Genomic DNA, 18,374 nt, shown 5'->3' with positions numbered 1-18,374 from the left:
GTCTTTAAGGAAAAATAGATTTCTTTCACTATCATTAAAAGCATGAAGCTCACGAGTATATCCGCAAAACTTAAAGCAAATGATTGCTGAAAATTCTTTTGAAATTAAAAAAGCGATGCCCCCGAGAATTTGGAGGCATCATCATTATTATCTTTGCCTTGGAGTATAGTCCAATTCCTTAAATAGTTCCGTCAATTCATCCTCTGTCAGGTCGCGCCATTGTCCAATCGCCAGTCCGTCCAGATGGATGTTCATGATCCGGATTCGATGTAAATCACGGACTTCATATCCTAATGCGGAGCACATTCGGCGGATTTGTCTGTTCAGTCCTTGCATCAAAGTGATGTTAAATGTATATTTGGTCAACTGTTCAACCTTACATGGAAGTGTTTTTGTATCCAAAATCTCCACTCCGGATGCCATATCTTTAATGAAGGAAGAGGTAAGTGGTTTATCCACAGTTACGATGTATTCTTTTTCATGTTTGTTTTCTGCACGAAGGATTTCATTTACGATGTCTCCATCATTTGTAAGAAGGATCAGACCGCTTGAGTCTTTGTCCAGCCGTCCGATATGAAAAATGCGAAGCGGATGATTTACAAAATCAACGATATTCCCTTTTATGTGTTTTTCCGTCGTACTTGTAATCCCTATCGGTTTATTCAGTGCAATATAGACATTTTGCTGTTCCACTTTTATCGGCTTGCCATCGACACGAACATCATCACCGGTTTCAGCTTGACTGCCGAGCTCAGCTACAGTGCCATTTATCGTCACACGGCCCTCGGCTATCCATTTGTCTGCGCCTCGTCTCGAGGTAATTCCGGATTCACTGATAAATTTATTGATCCTCAACTAAAGCACACCTTTACATTCAGATTTTCTTCTTTAAAGGATAACGTAAATCATGGTGCATAGACAAGGGGAAAAGACAAGAAAGCATAGTTGGTGTGAATTACTGGATGTTCTTTACATGTTCTTCGTGACAGCTGCCGGATATTCCTTTTTCTTTTTGCTTGTCAGGTAGACGCCAATGAAGACAAAAAGACCTCCCAGGATTTGGACGATGGTAATGGTATGACCCAAAATCAGGCTAAGAATGGCGGTAAATACAGCAATCAGATTTAGATAAATTCCAGCCTGGCTAGCGTTGATATGTCGAAGGGAAATATTCCAGAAAATAAAGGAACCGACAGACGGGAAGATTCCAATATATAAGAGACCCGTGATGGCTTCATCGCTTAAATCAAGGTTCATTCCCGAGCCAATGGCGAATGGAGCGACGAGAATCAATCCGAGAAATACGGAAACGGCAGTGGCTGAGATGATCGGAATGTTTTTCAGTTTTTTAGCGATTATTGAATAGAAGGTCCAAACGAGAATCGCCAGGATCATCAATAAGTCGCCTTTATTGTAAGTGAGCTGGAAAATATCCAGAAGGTGCCCTTTTGTCAAGACCAATAAAACGCCGAATAAAGATATGATAAGTCCGAGCGCATGGAGGGCTGAAATTTTCTCCTTTAACAGCAAAGCGGAAAAAAGCACAATTAAGGCAGGGTTCATGGAATTGACAAGAGCGGCATTCATGGAAGTTGTATAGGTCAGAGCCCAATAAAGGAAAAAATTATAACTGACGATTCCGAGCACCCCCATGACTAACAGCAATCTCCATTCTTTCCATACACTCTTCCAATTTGGCTTTTCGATCCATTGGGCTAGAGGAAACAATAAGAAAACGGCTATTAGCCATCGCGTAAATGTTAGTTGAATCGGGGAAAGTTCGGTCACAACGTATTTTCCGAAAATGTAATTACCGGCCCAAAACAAATTTGCCAAGATAAGAAATATAAGAACAATGGATTTTTTCATCAGACAGCCTCTTCCTTAATTGGTGGAATATTCACTAAATATATCAAAACAGGAGTACCTAAGCAATATAGCGAGCCTAGTAGTCAATTTTTTTTACAAGGATGAACCAAAGAGCAGGATAAATAGAAAAGGCCGTTCAACATGAGCTGAACAGCCTTTTTTCACATATAGGTTAAGCAAAAATGGCACTGATTTCGGCGATTTCATCCATGGTTAAATCGACATCCAATGCTTGTAAGTTGCGTGTGACCTGATCTGGCTTTTTCGCCCCGGGAATCAGTACATCTATCGAGTGCCGAGTTAAATACCAAGCTAGTACGACATCGGCGACATCTGTATGCTTCCTGCTGGCAATCGTCCGGATTTCTTCCACTTTTTGCAGGTTGCTTACATAGGCTTGTCCTTGGAAAAGCGGACTTTTTGCCCGGCCGTCCTCGAATGTTGATTCCTGATTATATTTGCCGCCGAGCAGACCGGAAGCAAGGGGGAAATAAGGAATGAAGGAAATATTATTTTCGGCTGTATATGGCAGCAGGTCTTGTTCTGCCTCCCGTTTGAATAGATTGTACTCGGATTGCAACACATCGACATAGCCGTCTTTATTCGCTTCCTTCAATTGTTCGAACGAAAAGTTCGAGACGCCGATCGACTTGATCTTGCCTGCATCCTTCAATTCCTTTAAGGCACCTACCGCTTCATCTTTAGGGGTATCCTCATCAGGGAAATGGATATAGAATAAGTCGATGTAGTCCGTTTGGAGCCTTTTTAGACTCGATTCCACAGCATTTTTCAGAAAAGCCGGAGAGTTATCAAAGACGATGTTGCCATTGGAAAATTTATGTGCGCCTTTAGTGGCAAGGACTATCTCCTCGCGTTTGCGACTCTCTTTAAGGATTTCACCGATAAGTTCTTCTGAACGCTCAGGGCCGTAAATGTAAGCTGTATCCCAAAAGTTGATCCCCTCTTCCAATGCCGTTCTCAAAACATCCCTTCCTGTATCCTCACTTAGATTAGGGAAAAGGTTATGTCCGCCAATTGCATTCGTGCCAAGGCCAATCGGATTTACATACAGATCTGTTTTACCAATACGGGTTTGCTTAGACATATTACTTATCATCTCCTTTGACCCCATCATAACAAAAAATGTGTGTTGATTTCCAAAATAAAGCAGTGCATACGTGTACAAATAAGCAGATGACCCGTAAAATCACCTGCTTACTTCATTATTATAGTGTTTCGATTTCCAACTCTTCAGCTCGATCCGTTTGTCCAAATTGACTGAGAAGCAGGCCGAAGGCTGTACCGACGAGAGCAGGGATGATCCACTCCATGCCGTAGGCGGAAAGGGGAAGGACATCACTCAATGTTTGCACGGGTCCTAATTGTAAGCCGAAGGCATTCAGTCCGTCCATCAAGGCGAAAACTCCTGTGAAAATCATTGCACTGCGATAAACCTTCTTCGGGTTTTTGAAATGACGGCTGAAGAATGTCAGGACAATCAGGACGATCGTTAACGGATAAGCCATCACAAGGAATGGTACAGATACTTTCAAAATTTGATTCAGACCCATATTTGAAAGAATGAAACCGATGATTGTTACAATCAGAATGACGGTTTTATAGTTCAGCTTGGGGAAAAGTTTCGAGAAATACTGTCCGCAAGCAGTCGTCAACCCGACGACGGTGGTGAAGCATGCCAAAGTGAAAATGATTCCTAGAAGGACCTTCCCGCCAGTTCCAAGTAAAAGGGTGGATGCGACAGTGAGGATATCCGTTCCGTTTTCGAATGACCCATCGGCTGCCATGCGTGCTCCCATTACACCTAAGGAGATATAAACTAAAGAAAGCAAAACACCAGCGATGAGACCCGCTTTTACTGTATATCTCGTCAATTGTTTTCGTTCGGAAATCCCCCTTTGCTGGATTGAGGTCAGGATGACGATCCCAAAAGCCAAGGCAGCTAGTGCATCCATCGTGTTGTAACCTTCAATGAATCCTTTCGAAAATGCTCCTGCAGCATATGCTTCGGTCGGAGCTTGGAATGGAGCATCAAGCTTTACGAACCCAACGACACAGAGAATGACCATGGACAGAAGTAGAACGGGTGTAATCCAGCGTCCCATGAAGGTTTCCATTTTTTCTGGATTCAATGAAATGGCATAAACGATGATGAAAAATATGGTTGTGAAAATGAATAGGAATAGTGATTGGTTCATTGAGTCGTCGAAATACGGCTTGAAGCCCATTTCATAGGCAACATTCGCATTTCTTGGAATGGCCAGAAATGGCCCGATGCTTAAATAGATGACCACCATGAACAACGTACTGAATAGTGGATGTACACGGGCCCCGATGGTTTGTGCCCCGCCTTTAACAAGTGAGACTGCAAGAAGCACCAAAATTGGCAGGCCGACTCCGGTTACAACAAAACCGGCAATGGCTGGCCAGAAGGTGGTTCCGGAAGATGCACCCAAAAATGGAGGGAATATGAGATTCCCCGCCCCGAAGAACATTGAGAAAAGCATAAGGCCGATAAATAATGTGTCTGTTTTTTTCATGGTGAATTCTCCTTTTTAAATAAATTGATAACTCTCGTCGACTGGCCTGAAAAAGGCTGATTGAAGTGTTTTGTGCAAATAAAAAACTCGCCCCTGAAAATCAGGGACGAGTTTGTGCTCGCGTTACCACCCATATTCCGCGCTTCAAAAGAGCTGCGGCACTCAGTCAACGTACGTATTCATACGTGATCCATTGTAACGGCGGAAACCCGTCAAAGCCTACTGGATTTTCGGCTTTGCATCTCAGAGATGATTTTCGGATAGGCCTTGGACATCGACTTCCACCACATGTCGACTCTCTGTGGAACAGGGTTCTCATCTTACTCTTTCTCTTCATAGATTTTTAATATATAGATAATTTAGCAAATTCTGATTATGAAGTCAATATAATTTCTCATTAATCCTTTTAAAGGAGCAGGAAATTAGTCCCCCGTTGGCGAAACTTCCTATATCCAGAGGATATTTTCAAGAAGAATAGGATATTACTCCCTATTATCTTTCTAATCGCAACTATATTATAATAGAAGGCAGAACACTAAAGGAGACAACAGTATGTCTGAAAATAAAAAATTAAGCCTGGCGGATGCAGTCAAACAAAAACTGGCTCAAAAGCAAGCAGGATCAAGTAAAGATAAACTGGAAACAGGCGTTGTGAAGAAAACGAAACAGCTTAAAAGCCAGTTGACCAAAAAGCCGAATAACCAGCGTAAGCGTACAGGGGTATAATCCTAATTTGTCAAAGGACAACGACTGTTCAGAGCTTATCAGAGAGCAGTTACCTTTTATGAATGAGGGTACTGCTTTTTTATATGAATGGAAAAATGGGGATTTAGTAATGGACGGGGCAGGGGGGTTTTGCTTTTAGGGCCGGGCCTCTGGTAATTTGGAGGTATAAAGAATGATTCGTCCACCTCTAGCTGGTATGTGGTAAAACGGGAAAAAACATTTTTTCTCGAATATGGAAATGACATTTCTATATCGTTTTATTAAAAACATTACAGTTCCATTTGTTTCTGTTTTAAAATTGTAAGAGTGGTGACATGTTGTTACCATATTGTTTTGCTAAAATAATATTTTAAGGTTTTGTAAATGATTTTTTAACTAAAGGAATCTATAGATTGAAGTTAGGTCCACTAGAAGGCTTATGGAATCAGTGATTTTCCTTTAATTGAAAATATGAAATATATCGGGGGAATAAAGATGGACGAACGGCTGATCGGAAAAAAATACTATGAAACGATGGTTGAGGATACAAGGAAGCACCCGATTCAAGCTTTGGGTGAAATGTTTCTCGTGGAACAAAAAAAGGAAAGAGCGGATTTAACCGCCATTCGATTTGCTCAAGGAGAAGTATATTTTCAGCATCATGACTATGAAGCAGCCATTTTTAAATGGGAGAACATAGAAGGGGAACTTGGTCCATGGGCGAAGAAAAACATCGCTGATGCTTATTTTGAACTGGAAATGTACTCAACCGCAGAGGATATCTATAAATCCGTCGATACGGAAGAAGCGGTCTTGAAAACAGAGGTTCTTTTGCAACTTTTTTCCCTGTACATAGTGGAATCGAGAAATGACCTAGCTTCCAAAGTCGTGAAAGAAGCAGTCGAGTTTCAACCGGATTACCCGAATGTCACGGAAATCGCACGCGCCTTTTTTGAAGAACAAAAGGATTGGAACAGTGCGGTGGTATTAGCGGCTAATGAAAGTATCCGTACAGAATCAATGGGCTGGTTCGATGTGCTGAAGACGTATATCCAGCAGGGGGTTGCCCAATCGATGGATCCGGATTATTTTTCAACTGTCCTTGGTTCGCTATACACACTTGACCAGGAACGTTTCGAAAAGGTGACGGTTGCCCTTTGGAAAAATTATAAATATACGGATTCTTATTTCGAATGGCTAAGAGTGATTAATAATTTGATAGATACCATTGAATTGAACCATGCTGATGTATGGGATGAGCTTTCCGTCTATTACAGGGATGCATATGCAGGTCTTTTAGAAGGAACGCACCTAATCAAAGATTTAAGTCCTGTCGTGCCAAGGTTACTGGAAAACTGGCTCAAAATCGCAGATGGGGAGCTCTCGTTGTTTGCGGCGGCATCCGCGTTGTCCTGGAATGAAATCTTCCCGGATACGATCAATGCGCTGGTCATTCAGGATGCAGAAAGCCTGTTGGTGAAATCGCCTAAATTAGGAGGCGGACTGGAAGCGGGAGAGAAACTGTTCAATTCCATTATCCAGTGGGCTGAAGATAATGACCTAAAGGTTGGCAATAAGCTTAAATGGATGGTTGAGGGGCTTAAGGATACCGGAAATTTCAATCTTCTTCTTGTAGGAAGTACAGGAAATGGCAAGACATCCTTCATTCAGTCAATTGTTGGCGAGAGCATTGCCGCTGAAGATCATTCATCCTTAGTCAGTGTCAAAGACGGGGATGATTTGGAAATCCTTGAAATTACCGATACAGATAGAAAGGTTGTCATGGAGCTAGCTGAATTGGATGAAACACGCCGCCAGCGCGGGACTATTGTTGATGTGACAATCATAAGTGACTACCTAAGAAATAATGGTCTGCGATTATTGGATACACCGGGGTTCAATGGGGAAAAAAGCGTGGAATCCGATTTCCAAGGCTATTTACATGGCAGTGATGGACTGATGTTCGTCCTGGACGCCCGGGCGCCTTTCACCGGCAGCGAACGGGATCTGTTATTGGAAATTCAAATGATGGCTCCGAAACTGCCGATTCATTTCTTATTAAATAAAATGGATACGATATACAGTGATCAGGTCGCAGTCCGGATGGAAGACGAAACATGGGATAAAGTGAATGCATATTTCCCGAATGCAAAAGTATTCGCTTTCTCCAAACTTTATGATAGCAAGCAGCAATTGAAGGACCTTTCAGCCTTCCTTCAATCGAATTACCAAGATGAGAATTGGAAGGAAAGAAGATCTGAGAAAATCCTTGCATTCATTCGTAAAACTTTATCTTATCTGTTAGAAAAACGGGCAGCCAATGAGCGGAAATGCGAGCATTCCATCTCTTGGAATGAACAGATGGAAGTCAAACTGAATGGGGCGGTCAATCAACTGGCTGATTTGGAAAAAGAAAAAAGTGAAAATATCATAAGGTCGTATCGTCTGCTTAAGGATGAAGTGAAAAATCAGCTTTCTACTAAAATTCCTGAATTACTGAAGGATTGCTCTAAATCATTAACGGAAAGCAGTGATTTCAGTCAGGTCCATGTACAGTTAAACCAAGAAATGAATGAGCGGATTCAAAACTTCATTTCTGATAAGATCATGCCTCAATATTATCGTTCTCTACAAGACTGGATTGCCAGTTCCCAAATGGAGTTCTCACAAAGCCAGCAGTTTATGGATGAGATGAGTGCCGGATTCAATGAATTATACAAAGAAGAACGGATTACGCTTGCAGGAGACTTCAGGGTATTGGATGACTGGCGCCGTGATGCCGATCGGATGACAAGCAGTATCCGCATCGAAAACGTTAATATCCTTTTGCGCAGGACTCCATCACAATTGCTGCTTAAAGGAGCAGGGAAGCTGTTTGGGGCGATACCGCAAAATAAAGCCAATATGTACAATCGTTATAAGAAATATCTGGAAAGTGAAGATTACCTGGATGTTGCGGAAATGATCACGGAACGTTTCCTTACCCAATTTGGATTGTTTGAAAAATCTTTGGATCGGGACATCTCACTTTTCTATCGCAGTTCATTTGCTTTACTTCAAAAAACGATTGAACAAACGCAGACCGAGATTAAAGACTACCAGGCTGCATTGGAGCATATGAAAGAAAATCCGGAAGTTTACCGTGACCCGATCACTTTGTTCGAAGTGAAATTAAGGCAGTTGGAGAGGCTTGAAAAAATCGAGAAAAAGCGTCTAGCCCAGCTTCAAAGAAAATAAAAAATAACAAGGAACATTTCAAATATTCAAAAATCTATTGACTTTACGACTATATCCCTATAAAGTGATAATTACGAAAACGTAACACAATATATCTCTTATCAAGAGTGGCGGAGGGACTGGCCCTAAGATGCCCAGCAACCGTTCCATTAGGAATTGGTGCTAAATCCTGCAAAACAGAAATGTTTTGACAGATAAGAGAGGGACAAGTCTGCAAAACAGCTGATTAAACCTCTCTATATTAGAGAGGTTTTTATTTTGGGATTTACACCAACTAAACTGATAAGACTAAATTGAAAATATGGAGGGAAAACAAGATGAGAAGGTCTATTAAAGGAATATTCATTTCAGCCATCGCTTCGGCTTTGCTTTTAACAGGGTGCTCCACTGGGCAGAGTTCCACAGAATCGAAGAAAGAAGAAAAAGTATCATTTGAAAATGTACCGGAAAGATTTGCAGATGGGGATGGAGCCAAGATCAAAGTGATCCGAAAAATTGGCGGTGATGATCATACGGCCCAATACCTGGCGGGGGCGAAGGAAGAAGGGGAAGCACTGGGATTTCAAGTGGATACATATACAGCCAATGGTGATACGGCTAAATTTCATGATGCGATAGCGCAGGCTTTGGAGGAAGATTACGACGGGTATATCATTTCCCATGGTGATGATGCAGCAACTGTGAATGACGTTCAGAAGTTGGTAGATGCAGGTAAAAGCGTTGTCACGTTCGATTCAATAAGCGAACTATCTAAAATTGATGGCGTGACATTAACCTCACAGGATGATGAAGCGTTGGCCACACTGGCTTTTGATAAACTGTTAAAAGAGCAGAAAGGTGAAGCGGCAATTGCCTATCTTTGGGTGGATGGTTTCCCGCCAATGGTAAGAAGAAATGCAGTCTATCAGGAAAAACTAAAAGAAAATCCTGGGATTAAAGAAGTCGAAAGATTCGGGGTGGCATCTGCTGATACTTCGGTTCAGACACAAAATGCTGTAGCCGCAATGTTGAATAAATACCCTAAAGGTAAATTGGATGCCATTTTCGCAACTTGGGATGCCTTTGCCATCGGTGCAGCCCGGGCGATTAAAGAAGCGGGCCGCGATGAAGTGAAGATATATGGTGTTGATGTATCTAATGCAGATCTCCAGGAAATCCAATCGGCTGATAGCTCATGGTCCTACACGGCAGCGGTCGATCCCAAGCTGATCGGTGCAGTGAATATGAGGATATTGGCTAAAAAATTAGCGGGCGAAGATACTCCGCAAACCTATGACTTAGAGGCTTCACTTATTTCACAAAAGCAAGTCCAGGCTTCAAAAGAAGCGGTAAACATGGCAAATCTGTCTGGTATTGTCGATGGTTGGGGTGAATCTACGGAATTTGAAGAAGATTGGATGAAAGTTTTAAAAGACCATTATAAAAAGTAAAAAGAGACACTCTCTTTCCAGTGAAGGGAGTGTCTGTTCAATAAGGGGGAATGGACATGGGCACGCAACTAGAAATGAAGAAGATTTCGATTGAATTTCCAGGGGTGAAGGCGCTGAGTGAAGTTGACTTTTCCGTTCAATCAGGGACAGCCCACGCATTGGTCGGTGCAAACGGAGCAGGAAAATCGACGTTAATGAAAGTTTTATCGGGAGCCCATGTTCATTATTCAGGTAACATTTTCATTGATGGGATGAGGCGGGATATCCGCTCGCCAAAAGCGGCTCAGGAACAAGGCATTCAAATTGTTTATCAGGAAGTGGATACAGCCCTCATCCCTTACTTAACGGTTGGGGAAAATGTAATGTTGAATGATATGGTCCAAAACATGGGAAAAAAACAGAGGGTCCAATGGAAAGAGCTGCACAAACAAGCCTCTTATATTCTTGAAGATATGAAAATTCGTGTCCCTTCGAAAAAGCTGGTAAGAGATCTTACCTTGGCTGAAAAACAAATGGTCCTGATAGCAAGGGCCGTTTCGACAGAATGCAAATTCCTGATTCTCGATGAGCCAACTGCTCCGTTAAGTCATACGGAGACGACAGAACTTTTTCGAATTGTAAATGAATTAAAGCAAAAAGGCGTGGGAATCATTTTCATTTCACATCGTCTGCCTGAGATTTTTGAAATCTGTGAGGAAATTACGATCATGAGGAATGGGGAGCGTGTCACTTGTCGAAAGAAGGAGGACATGACCCGTAACGAAGTGGTAGAGAATATGCTCGGTAAAACCATGGATGACCAATTTCCAGAAGTGAATGCTTCGATCGGAGACGTCATTCTGGAAGTGAGCGGATTGTCAGATGCCGAGAAAGTCAAGAATGTTAATTTGAATGTTAAAGCAGGCGAGATAATCGGCTTGGCAGGGTTAGTCGGAGCGGGAAAAACGGAGCTCTGTAAAACCCTTTTCGGTCATACTTCGATCACAGCGGGAGAAGTATTCCTGAATGGTCGTAAGCTTTCTTTGAAATCACCGCACGAAGCAGTAAAAAGCGGTCTGGCACTTGTACCTGAGGAACGCAGGAAAGAAGGGGTCCTCGTTCAGGAATCAGTCTCGGCGAATTTGACTGCAGCCAGCCTCGGCAAATTCTGCAAGACGTTCAGTTTCGTGAATCGTAAGGCGGAAAAGGAAAAGGCGAAGGAAATAATCGCAAGTCTCGGCATTAAAACTCCTTCAGGGGAAGCGATTGTCGAAAACCTTTCAGGTGGTAACCAGCAAAAAGTTGCCATCGGAAAATGGCTTATGGCCGATGCGGAAGTATACATATTCGATGAACCAACGAAAGGGGTCGATGTTGGAGCCAAGAAGGATATATTCGAATTGATTGCAAAGCTTGCAAGGAATGGGAAAGCGGTCATTTATGCATCATCCGAGCTTTCCGAAATCATCGGCATTACCAACCGGACATATGTGTTATATGACGGGAGCACTGTCATCGAATTAGAAACGAGCAAAACGAATGAAGAAGAACTACTATTCTATTCAACAGGAGGAAAATAGGATGAGCATACCCATTCCTGTTACGCAGACAGCGAAAGCGAAGAAAAGGCCGGAACTATTCGACTTTTTATATAAATACGGCACAATATTGACGATTATCATTCTGATTGGAATTTTTGCCGTGTCCAATCCAGCTTTCATTCAAACGAATAATCTGATCAACATCCTGCGTTCCATTTCAATCGTGACCATCATTGCGATCGGCATTACGATATCCCTGACCGTGGATGGCTTCGACCTTTCCGTAGGATCCGTCGCATCATTGGCAAATGCCATCGTCATATCAATGTTCGTCTGGTTTTCGCAGGATACATTAATCGCCATCTTAGCTGCGATCGGCGCCTCACTTGTCGTAGGGGCTTTGAATTCATTCATGATCGTTAAATTGAGAATTCCCGACATGCTGATGACATTGGCTACCATGTTCATTATCCAGGGAATTGCCCTTACTTATACAAAAGGGGCAACGGTTTCGCAAAATATGGTCATGCCCGACGGAACATTCGCAACAGGTCTGATCAGTCCATTTTTCGCCAAAATTGGCCAGGTACCATGGATAATCCTGATCATGGCAGTCATTGTGATTGCGACCCATATCTTTTTGACTTATACGAAGCATGGTCGTTATATGTACATTATTGGGGGAAATAAGGAAGCGGCGAGACTTTCCGGGATATCGGTCAAAAAATATAAAATCCTTGCCTATCTGCTTTCAGCTCTATTAGCTGCAGTCGGGGGGATTGTCCTAGCTTCAAGGGTCATGACATCGGAAATCAATTCAGGGTCCCCCTATTTAATGGATGCCGTTGCGGCTGCCTTCATTGGTTCCTCCGTTTTAGGAGCGGGAAAACCGAATGCATTTGGAACCTTTGTCGGTGCAGTCTTGATTGGAATCCTTCAAAACGGTTTGATCATGATGTCCGTTCCGTATTATGCGATGGATATCGTCAAAGGAACAGTGCTGGCCCTTGCGCTCGCGGTAACCTATTACAAACAAAAACACTAAAATGGTTTCGTCCCGTTAATCTACAGAAATCCTATAATTGTGAATTTTTGAAGATTGATTAAAATCCTGTTGGAATGCAACAGGATTTTTTCCTTATTAAAAAGGGACGGTTCATGGAATTTTCGCATCTTCATCATTTTATTTAATAATAATGATCTTTTTTATTACGCTAAAATGGGGACAGGAGGACTTTTTGATCCCTCATTGTTGGAGTATAAACATTGACCGCAGTTGTAAATTTTTACAGGGCCCTTATTTTCCTTTTAATAACATTATAAACGATTACATATTGGGTGGATTCTGGCATTTACTTTATTTAATCTATTGGGATATTTGGTATATTATTTATTCGGAAAAAGATACGAATATTAAAAACTTCTATTGTTACCGTTACGGTTAGGAAATTAAAAGTGGTAATACCGGATTTCTCTTTAGATAACTGAGTTTGTAGACAAAAGGGGTCCATCTAAAAAAAAGCAAAGTTGATTGGAGCGGAAGGCGCGAGACTCCTGCTTAGAAAAGCGAGTGCTTGAAGAGGAAATCAACGTTCCCATTATACAACCCCACAAAAAAACTGTTGGCAAACTATGATTATCTAGTTTGTCTGCCCTTGTGGTTCACCCGTCACTTCCGCGTAACAGGATGTTCTGGCTACGATATACGTTCCTATTTTGGAGCAGAATCTTCTTAATTATCAGTAGCGATCGTTCTTTGTCGTTCAGCTTTTTTTCTCTTATGGGTTTAAAGTGACCGGTAGTTGCATAAGATTTTTTTTACTTTATAATTAGTACCAGGTATTAATATCAGTTATAAAATTGATGCAATTCATAACACGAGGTGGTTATTTTATGTTCAAATCCAAAGCACGTATTACAGCGATAGGTTCTTATGTTCCAGATAAAAGGCTAACAAATAAGGACTTAGAAAGAATGGTTGAAACCAATGATGAATGGATTGTTAAACGGACTGGTATTAAAGAGCGAAGAATTGCACATGAAGAAGAGTTTACTAGTGAAATAAGTTATAAAGCTGTAAAGGATTTAATGAAACGGTATGATAAATCTGTCGAAGATGTTGATATGATTATTGTCTGTACATTCACACCTGATTTCAACACTCCTAGCGTAGCTTCTTTAGTCCAAGCAAAGCTAGGTATTAAGAATACTGGAGCTATTGATTTAAACGCTGCTTGTGCAGGCTTTACTTATGGGCTGCATGTAGCTAATGGATTAGTAACATCTGGTTTAAACAAGAAAGTTCTTGTTATTGCAGCCGATACTTTATCCAAAATTATGGACTATGAAGATCGAGCCACTTGTATTTTATTTGGAGATGGTGGAGGAGCGGTTCTTGTAGAATATGATGAAAAACAGCCAAGTTTTATTTCGTCACATTTATATTCGGAAGGAGAAGGCGGAAAATATTTATATAGTACAAACCTATCGACACGTATAAATGGTGAAGACTTGAATAATAGTGGTAACCTTGTTCAAAATGGACGTGAGGTTTATAAATGGGCTGTTACTACTGTTCCAAAAGGAATGCAAACTGTGATGAAAAATACTGATTTTCATTTGAATGATGTGGATTGGTTTGTTCCGCATAGTGCAAATTTAAGAATGATTGAGTCAATATGCGATAGAAGCGGTTTTCCAATTGAGCGTACATTATATAGCTTAGTGGAGTATGGAAATACTTCCTCAGCAACAATACCATTAGCTTTAGATCAAGGAGTAAGCGAAGGAAAGCTCAATCATGGTGAGAAGATTTTATTATATGGTTTCGGTGGTGGGTTAGCACAAGCAGGATTGCTTATCAATTGGACCCTATAACACTTTTTTCTGCTACTGGTCAGCAGCTTTGTTCTTATTGATATAAAGGGTCAGTTTAAGTTAACAAGGATACTAAAATAACAAAAGACACCGTACTAATAGGTATGGTGTCTTTGAATTATCTTAAGGGATTTCAAAACCTCCAAATGGGCGGAAGTTACCTTTAGTAAGAAGTTTGGGTTGGTTAATGATAAGTGAACAGTGCCAAAATATCATGTTTACTCCAATATTTATCGGGAATGCTATTTAATGTAAATATTCCTGGAATTTGAGGAGGAAATTTCAACATGCTTGATGCTAAGACCATAGAAATCGTTCAGTCAACAGCACCAGTTCTCAAGGAACATAGTAAACCAATTGGAAAGAGATTTTATGAATTACTATTTTCCAAAGCTCCTGATTTGTATAATCTTTTTAACCAAACGAACCAAAAAAGAGGAATTCAACAAGAGGCCTTGGGATATGCTGTCTATGCTGCAGGAGAACATATTACGAACCTTGAAGCGATAAAACCGGTAATTAAAAGAGTTACTGAGAAACATCGTGCCATAGGAGTCAAGCCTGAACAGTATCCGGTTGTAGGTGAAACGTTGCTTCAAGCAGTTAAAGATGTATTGGGTGACGCAGCTACAGCTGAAATCATAGAGGCATGGGGAAAGGCCTATGGCTATATTGCAGATGCCTTTATTGATATTGAAAAAAACCTATATGAGGAAACAGAACATCAGCCTGGTGGATGGGAAGGATATCGAAGCTTCAATATCGAAAAAAAGATAAAAGAAAGTGATATGGTAACCTCCTTTTATCTAAAGCCTAGAGATGGAAAACCCATTGCCTCCTATCATGCTGGGCAATACTTAACACTTAAGGCTGAAATTCCTGGCGAGAAATATACGCACATACGCCATTACAGTCTTTCGGATTCACCTGGTAAGGATTACTACCGAATTAGTGTTAAACGTGAAGATGCACATGGAGATGCTCCATCTGGAATTGTATCTAACTATTTACATAAACAGCTGGAAGTTGGAGATGTGCTGCAATTTTCTGCTCCTGCAGGTGACTTCGAACTGGATAACACCGATTTACCCGTTGTTCTGATTAGTGGGGGTATTGGAATTACACCTTTACTTAGCATGTTAAACACCATTATAGAAAAGCAACCACAACGTCAGGTTACGTTTATCCATGCAACAAGCAATAGTCAAACACATGCTTTTAAAGATCATCTGCAACAAATAGTGAATGAACACCAACATATAAAATCATATGTAGTCTATGGTACACCAACAGAAGCTGACCGAACCTCTGGACATTTTGATAAAGAAGGATACGTGGGTTTAGACTTCCTGCAATCTATCGTTCCATCAAAAGAAGCTGATTTTTATTTCTGCGGACCTATTCCTTTTATGGAAGCAATCAATGAGGCCCTGAATAAATGGAGTGTATCGAAAGACCATATTCATTATGAAGTATTTAGTCCACTCGCTATTTTAGGAGAAAAATAAGTAAAAAGTGAACCCAAAAAGTTAGGCACTTTATTTAATTATGCAGCCTTGAGGGCATGAACCCGGTAATCTACCGGGCTCATGCCTTTTAATTTTATCTTGATTCGTAGAAAATTGCAGTGATGTTTGAAATGCTCCATGCTTTCAAATTCAGAGGGGAGTACTCTAATGCAGCATGTAATTTTTCATTAGTATAAAGTCAAAAAACTGCACCTCAAATTGTTAATGGGGGTCCTCCAACAAAACGCGGAAAACATACGCTAAGAGAATTTTGGCAGGAAAAAAGCCGATTTTCCCTACGCTAAGGAATCATCGGCCTTTAAGTATTATTGAATAAGAGGGCGTAGTGAATGAAAACTTGCTACTTTATTTGCATCAAAGTTGTATTCACCGAACTTACCTTTTTGAATACTGTTATCAGCATAAGACTCCGCCGCAAAGTGAACAATTGGTTCTTGAGCAACCACAGCTCCAATGATTTTCTCATATACAATGCTTCCCCTATTAAAGCTTAATCTAGGATCAGACGTTAAGGTACGTATCTCTTTAGGAAGACTAGCATAGGTAAGGGAATCTAAATATTCATTTTTCTCTAATAGTTTAGCCAAGGTAATAAGTTTTTGGGGAGTAATAAATCCTTTGCGAAATGCTATTTCTTCTACCTATGTTATTCGAATATTTTGCTGATTTTGAATGGTGTGGATAGAGAAAGAAGCACCCAGTAGTGATTCATGAGTGCCGGTATCTATCCAACTAAATCCTCTTCCCAATAACTCGACATTCAGTTGATTATTCTTGAGATGACACTAATTGACCGAAGTGATTTCATATTCTCCACGATTGGATTTCTTAATATTCTTTGCAATTTTCATTACATTATTATCATAAAAGTAAAGTCCTGTAATGGCATAGTTAAGTTTGGATTGATTTTTATTCGTAGAAGAATTGTCCCCATATCATTCATTACTTGCCTATTTTTTCAGTACTTCATTAAGTTGAGGATGTATCGACAGGGTTCTGGCGATTGTTACCAAGTGGATGACGGACGATTGCGGTTTGCTGTACGAGCTGTTCATAATACATGTTAATCATAAATCCTTGCTTAGTGCATAGATTCATTACTAATGATAGTTCTAAGAAAGGTGATAGCCTATGATCAACATAAAGTTCAATCAGCTGCTGGACTTTGCAATACTGCCTGCTAAAGAAAAAATAGTAGATCCAAGGTGGCCTGATGACAGCTCTAGATGGATCAAAACGAAGCGCGTCAAAGGTGTTTGTTGGCCATACCGGATGGCGAAGGAATTGGGCTGGACCATTCACTGCCCTGTCGACATTGATATTCAGCCCGTAAAGGAAATTCAAACTTCCACTGAGAATCTAACAGAGTTTGCCCGTCTCAAGCATATGGTTCCAATGGAAGATTGGGTACAAAAACAAGAAGTCATGATCGGCCTTTCCCCCGCTGGTTGGTATAAAATCCACGAGTACGAGTACGACGGATTATATTATCCGATGCTGCTTCCGAATGGAGAAGGAACATTTGAATGGAGGCAAGGCTGGAGCATAGAGATTCCCAAAAATCATTTCATCCTAATACAACCAATCGAAATGCAAGACGGGCGATTTATCGTATACCCCGGCATGCTGCACGGGCCTACGTTAGCAAGAGTTCAGGAGAGATTAGGATTGCCGCTTGCTTTTGAACCCTTGAAGGAATGTCGAATCCGAAGAGGGGAGCCGCTAGCCAAGCTTTTAGTGCTCCCCATGTCGGTTCTTTCTATCAAGAGTGGAATATCTATACCAAGTGCAGATGAAAATCCAGATTAAGTGATCGCTACGATTGTGAACGTTACTCCTAGGTTATTTATTGGGAAAGTAGAAGTATTAACCAGATTCAGCACGCTATCCGGTCCTGGCGGGGTGGTAACAATCATCGTCCCTGACGTATGGATACCAACCGGCGAATTCGGAGCGGCTGAAACAAAGCTGAATTGGATTTCGGTGCCGTTCAATGTCAATATGAATTGTATTGATGCAGATTGTGGTAATGTTATTGTTATTTCCGATGCTTCCCAATTGACTAGATAGCTATGTCCACCTGCAAGAAAGATGTCTGTCGAAGGCGGCGTTTGATGGATCAATGTCCCGCTAATAACTGGCCCCATGTTAAATGGCACACTTCCTCCTGGAGGAATTGGAGCCGGTTCAAATCCCCCGTCGATTATGGCAAAATTTGAAGTGATCAGCTCTTCAGGTCCTCGAGGTCCTTGGAATCCTTGCGGCCCTTGAGGTCCTTGAGGTCCTTGAGGTCCTTGAGGTCCTTGGAATCCTCGCGGTCCTTGGAATCCTTGAGGTCCTTGGAATCCTTGAGGTCCTTGGAATCCTTGAGGTCCCTGGAATCCTTGCGGCCCTTGGAATCCTTGAGGTCCTTGGAATCCTTGAGGCCCTTGGAATCCTTGAGGTCCTTGGAATCCTTGAGGTCCTTGGAATCCTTGAGGTCCTTGGAATCCTTGCGGTCCTTGGAACCCTTGCGGTCCTTGGAATCCTTGAGGTCCTTGTGCTCCTTGAGGCCCTTGAGGTCCTTGTGCTCCTTGAGGTCCTTGTGCTCCTTGAGGTCCTTGTGCTCCTTGAGGTCCTTGTGCTCCTTGAGGTCCTTGTGCTCCTTGA

Annotated in this window: 16 protein-coding genes, 1 riboswitch and 1 other annotated feature; of the genes, 8 read left to right on the top strand and 8 right to left on the bottom strand. The window is 41.5% G+C overall.

The annotated features are described in order from the left end of the window. Nucleotides 1-147: 147 nt before the first annotated feature. The 4 genes from rluF to brnQ form a co-directional block, all read right to left on the bottom strand. Entirely contained in the window at nt 148-855 is a 708-nt protein-coding gene (gene rluF / locus ACFRAK_RS10685) for a 23S rRNA pseudouridine(2604) synthase RluF (protein WP_394571723.1), read from the bottom strand. Nucleotides 856-969: 114 nt separating this feature from the next. Continuing rightward, nucleotides 970-1,869, bottom strand: a complete 900-nt coding sequence (locus ACFRAK_RS10680; RefSeq protein ID WP_394571722.1) for a DMT family transporter — start codon at nt 1,867-1,869, stop codon at nt 970-972. Between the two features lie 172 nt (nt 1,870-2,041). After that, nucleotides 2,042-2,974, bottom strand: coding sequence for an aldo/keto reductase (locus ACFRAK_RS10675; RefSeq protein ID WP_394571721.1), 933 nt, complete (start codon nt 2,972-2,974; stop codon nt 2,042-2,044). A 121-nt stretch (nt 2,975-3,095) separates the two neighbouring features. Next, a complete protein-coding gene (brnQ, locus tag ACFRAK_RS10670; protein ID WP_394571720.1) occupies nt 3,096-4,427 on the bottom strand; it encodes a branched-chain amino acid transport system II carrier protein in 1,332 nt (443 codons plus the stop codon). A gap of 99 nt (nt 4,428-4,526) precedes the next feature. Further along, nucleotides 4,527-4,773: a binding site (T-box leader), on the bottom strand. 206 nt (nt 4,774-4,979) lie between these two features. Here brnQ and ACFRAK_RS10665 point away from each other — a divergent pair. From ACFRAK_RS10665 to hmpA, 7 genes are all read left to right on the top strand, one after another. Further along, nucleotides 4,980-5,153 carry a hypothetical protein gene (locus tag ACFRAK_RS10665; protein ID WP_164468807.1) on the top strand — a complete coding sequence of 58 codons (174 nt, stop codon included), beginning with the start codon at nt 4,980-4,982 and terminating at the stop codon, nt 5,151-5,153. Nucleotides 5,154-5,627: 474 nt separating this feature from the next. Next, nucleotides 5,628-8,369, top strand: coding sequence for a GTPase domain-containing protein (locus tag ACFRAK_RS10660; protein WP_387601781.1), 2,742 nt, complete (start codon nt 5,628-5,630; stop codon nt 8,367-8,369). A gap of 95 nt (nt 8,370-8,464) precedes the next feature. Next, nucleotides 8,465-8,570, top strand: a riboswitch (SAM riboswitch). Between the two features lie 116 nt (nt 8,571-8,686). Beyond that, on the top strand, nt 8,687-9,799 hold the full coding sequence (locus tag ACFRAK_RS10655; RefSeq protein ID WP_394571719.1) for a sugar ABC transporter substrate-binding protein: 1,113 nt from the start codon (nt 8,687-8,689) through the stop codon (nt 9,797-9,799). Nucleotides 9,800-9,855: 56 nt separating this feature from the next. Continuing rightward, nucleotides 9,856-11,358 carry a sugar ABC transporter ATP-binding protein gene (locus ACFRAK_RS10650; protein WP_394571718.1) on the top strand — a complete coding sequence of 501 codons (1,503 nt, stop codon included), beginning with the start codon at nt 9,856-9,858 and terminating at the stop codon, nt 11,356-11,358. Nucleotide 11,359: 1 nt separating this feature from the next. Next, on the top strand, nt 11,360-12,364 hold the full coding sequence (locus tag ACFRAK_RS10645) for an ABC transporter permease (RefSeq protein WP_387601790.1): 1,005 nt from the start codon (nt 11,360-11,362) through the stop codon (nt 12,362-12,364). A gap of 848 nt (nt 12,365-13,212) precedes the next feature. After that, entirely contained in the window at nt 13,213-14,196 is a 984-nt protein-coding gene (locus ACFRAK_RS10640; RefSeq protein WP_387601793.1) for a ketoacyl-ACP synthase III, read from the top strand. A gap of 287 nt (nt 14,197-14,483) precedes the next feature. After that, a complete protein-coding gene (gene hmpA, locus ACFRAK_RS10635) occupies nt 14,484-15,704 on the top strand; it encodes an NO-inducible flavohemoprotein (RefSeq protein ID WP_394571717.1) in 1,221 nt (406 codons plus the stop codon). 326 nt (nt 15,705-16,030) lie between these two features. Here the strand turns inward: hmpA and ACFRAK_RS10625 are convergent, their stop codons facing one another. Both ACFRAK_RS10625 and ACFRAK_RS10620 read right to left on the bottom strand, forming a co-directional pair. After that, the gene (locus tag ACFRAK_RS10625; RefSeq protein WP_394571716.1) at nt 16,031-16,312 is read right to left on the bottom strand and encodes a hypothetical protein; all 282 of its coding nucleotides are present in this window, start codon (nt 16,310-16,312) and stop codon (nt 16,031-16,033) included. A 198-nt stretch (nt 16,313-16,510) separates the two neighbouring features. Continuing rightward, nucleotides 16,511-16,609, bottom strand: a complete 99-nt coding sequence (locus ACFRAK_RS10620; RefSeq protein WP_387602112.1) for a hypothetical protein — start codon at nt 16,607-16,609, stop codon at nt 16,511-16,513. Between the two features lie 247 nt (nt 16,610-16,856). Between ACFRAK_RS10620 and ACFRAK_RS10615 the strand changes: the two genes are divergently transcribed. Beyond that, nucleotides 16,857-17,534 (top strand): hypothetical protein, encoded by a 678-nt coding sequence (locus ACFRAK_RS10615; RefSeq protein ID WP_387601805.1) that lies wholly within the window; start codon nt 16,857-16,859, stop codon nt 17,532-17,534. Here the strand turns inward: ACFRAK_RS10615 and ACFRAK_RS10610 are convergent. Together ACFRAK_RS10610 and ACFRAK_RS10605 are read right to left on the bottom strand one after the other, a co-directional pair. Further along, nucleotides 17,531-17,884: a hypothetical protein gene (locus ACFRAK_RS10610; protein WP_387601808.1), complete on the bottom strand. Its 354-nt coding sequence runs from the start codon at nt 17,882-17,884 to the stop codon at nt 17,531-17,533. The genes ACFRAK_RS10615 and ACFRAK_RS10610 overlap by 4 nt on opposite strands. Before the next feature lie 65 nt (nt 17,885-17,949). Beyond that, the coding region (locus ACFRAK_RS10605; RefSeq protein ID WP_394571715.1) for a hypothetical protein at nt 17,950-18,374 on the bottom strand (425 nt) is incomplete at its 5' end.

This window comes from Peribacillus sp. NPDC056705 (genome assembly GCF_043656335.1).
This window is presented reverse-complemented; position numbering and strand designations above follow the sequence as displayed.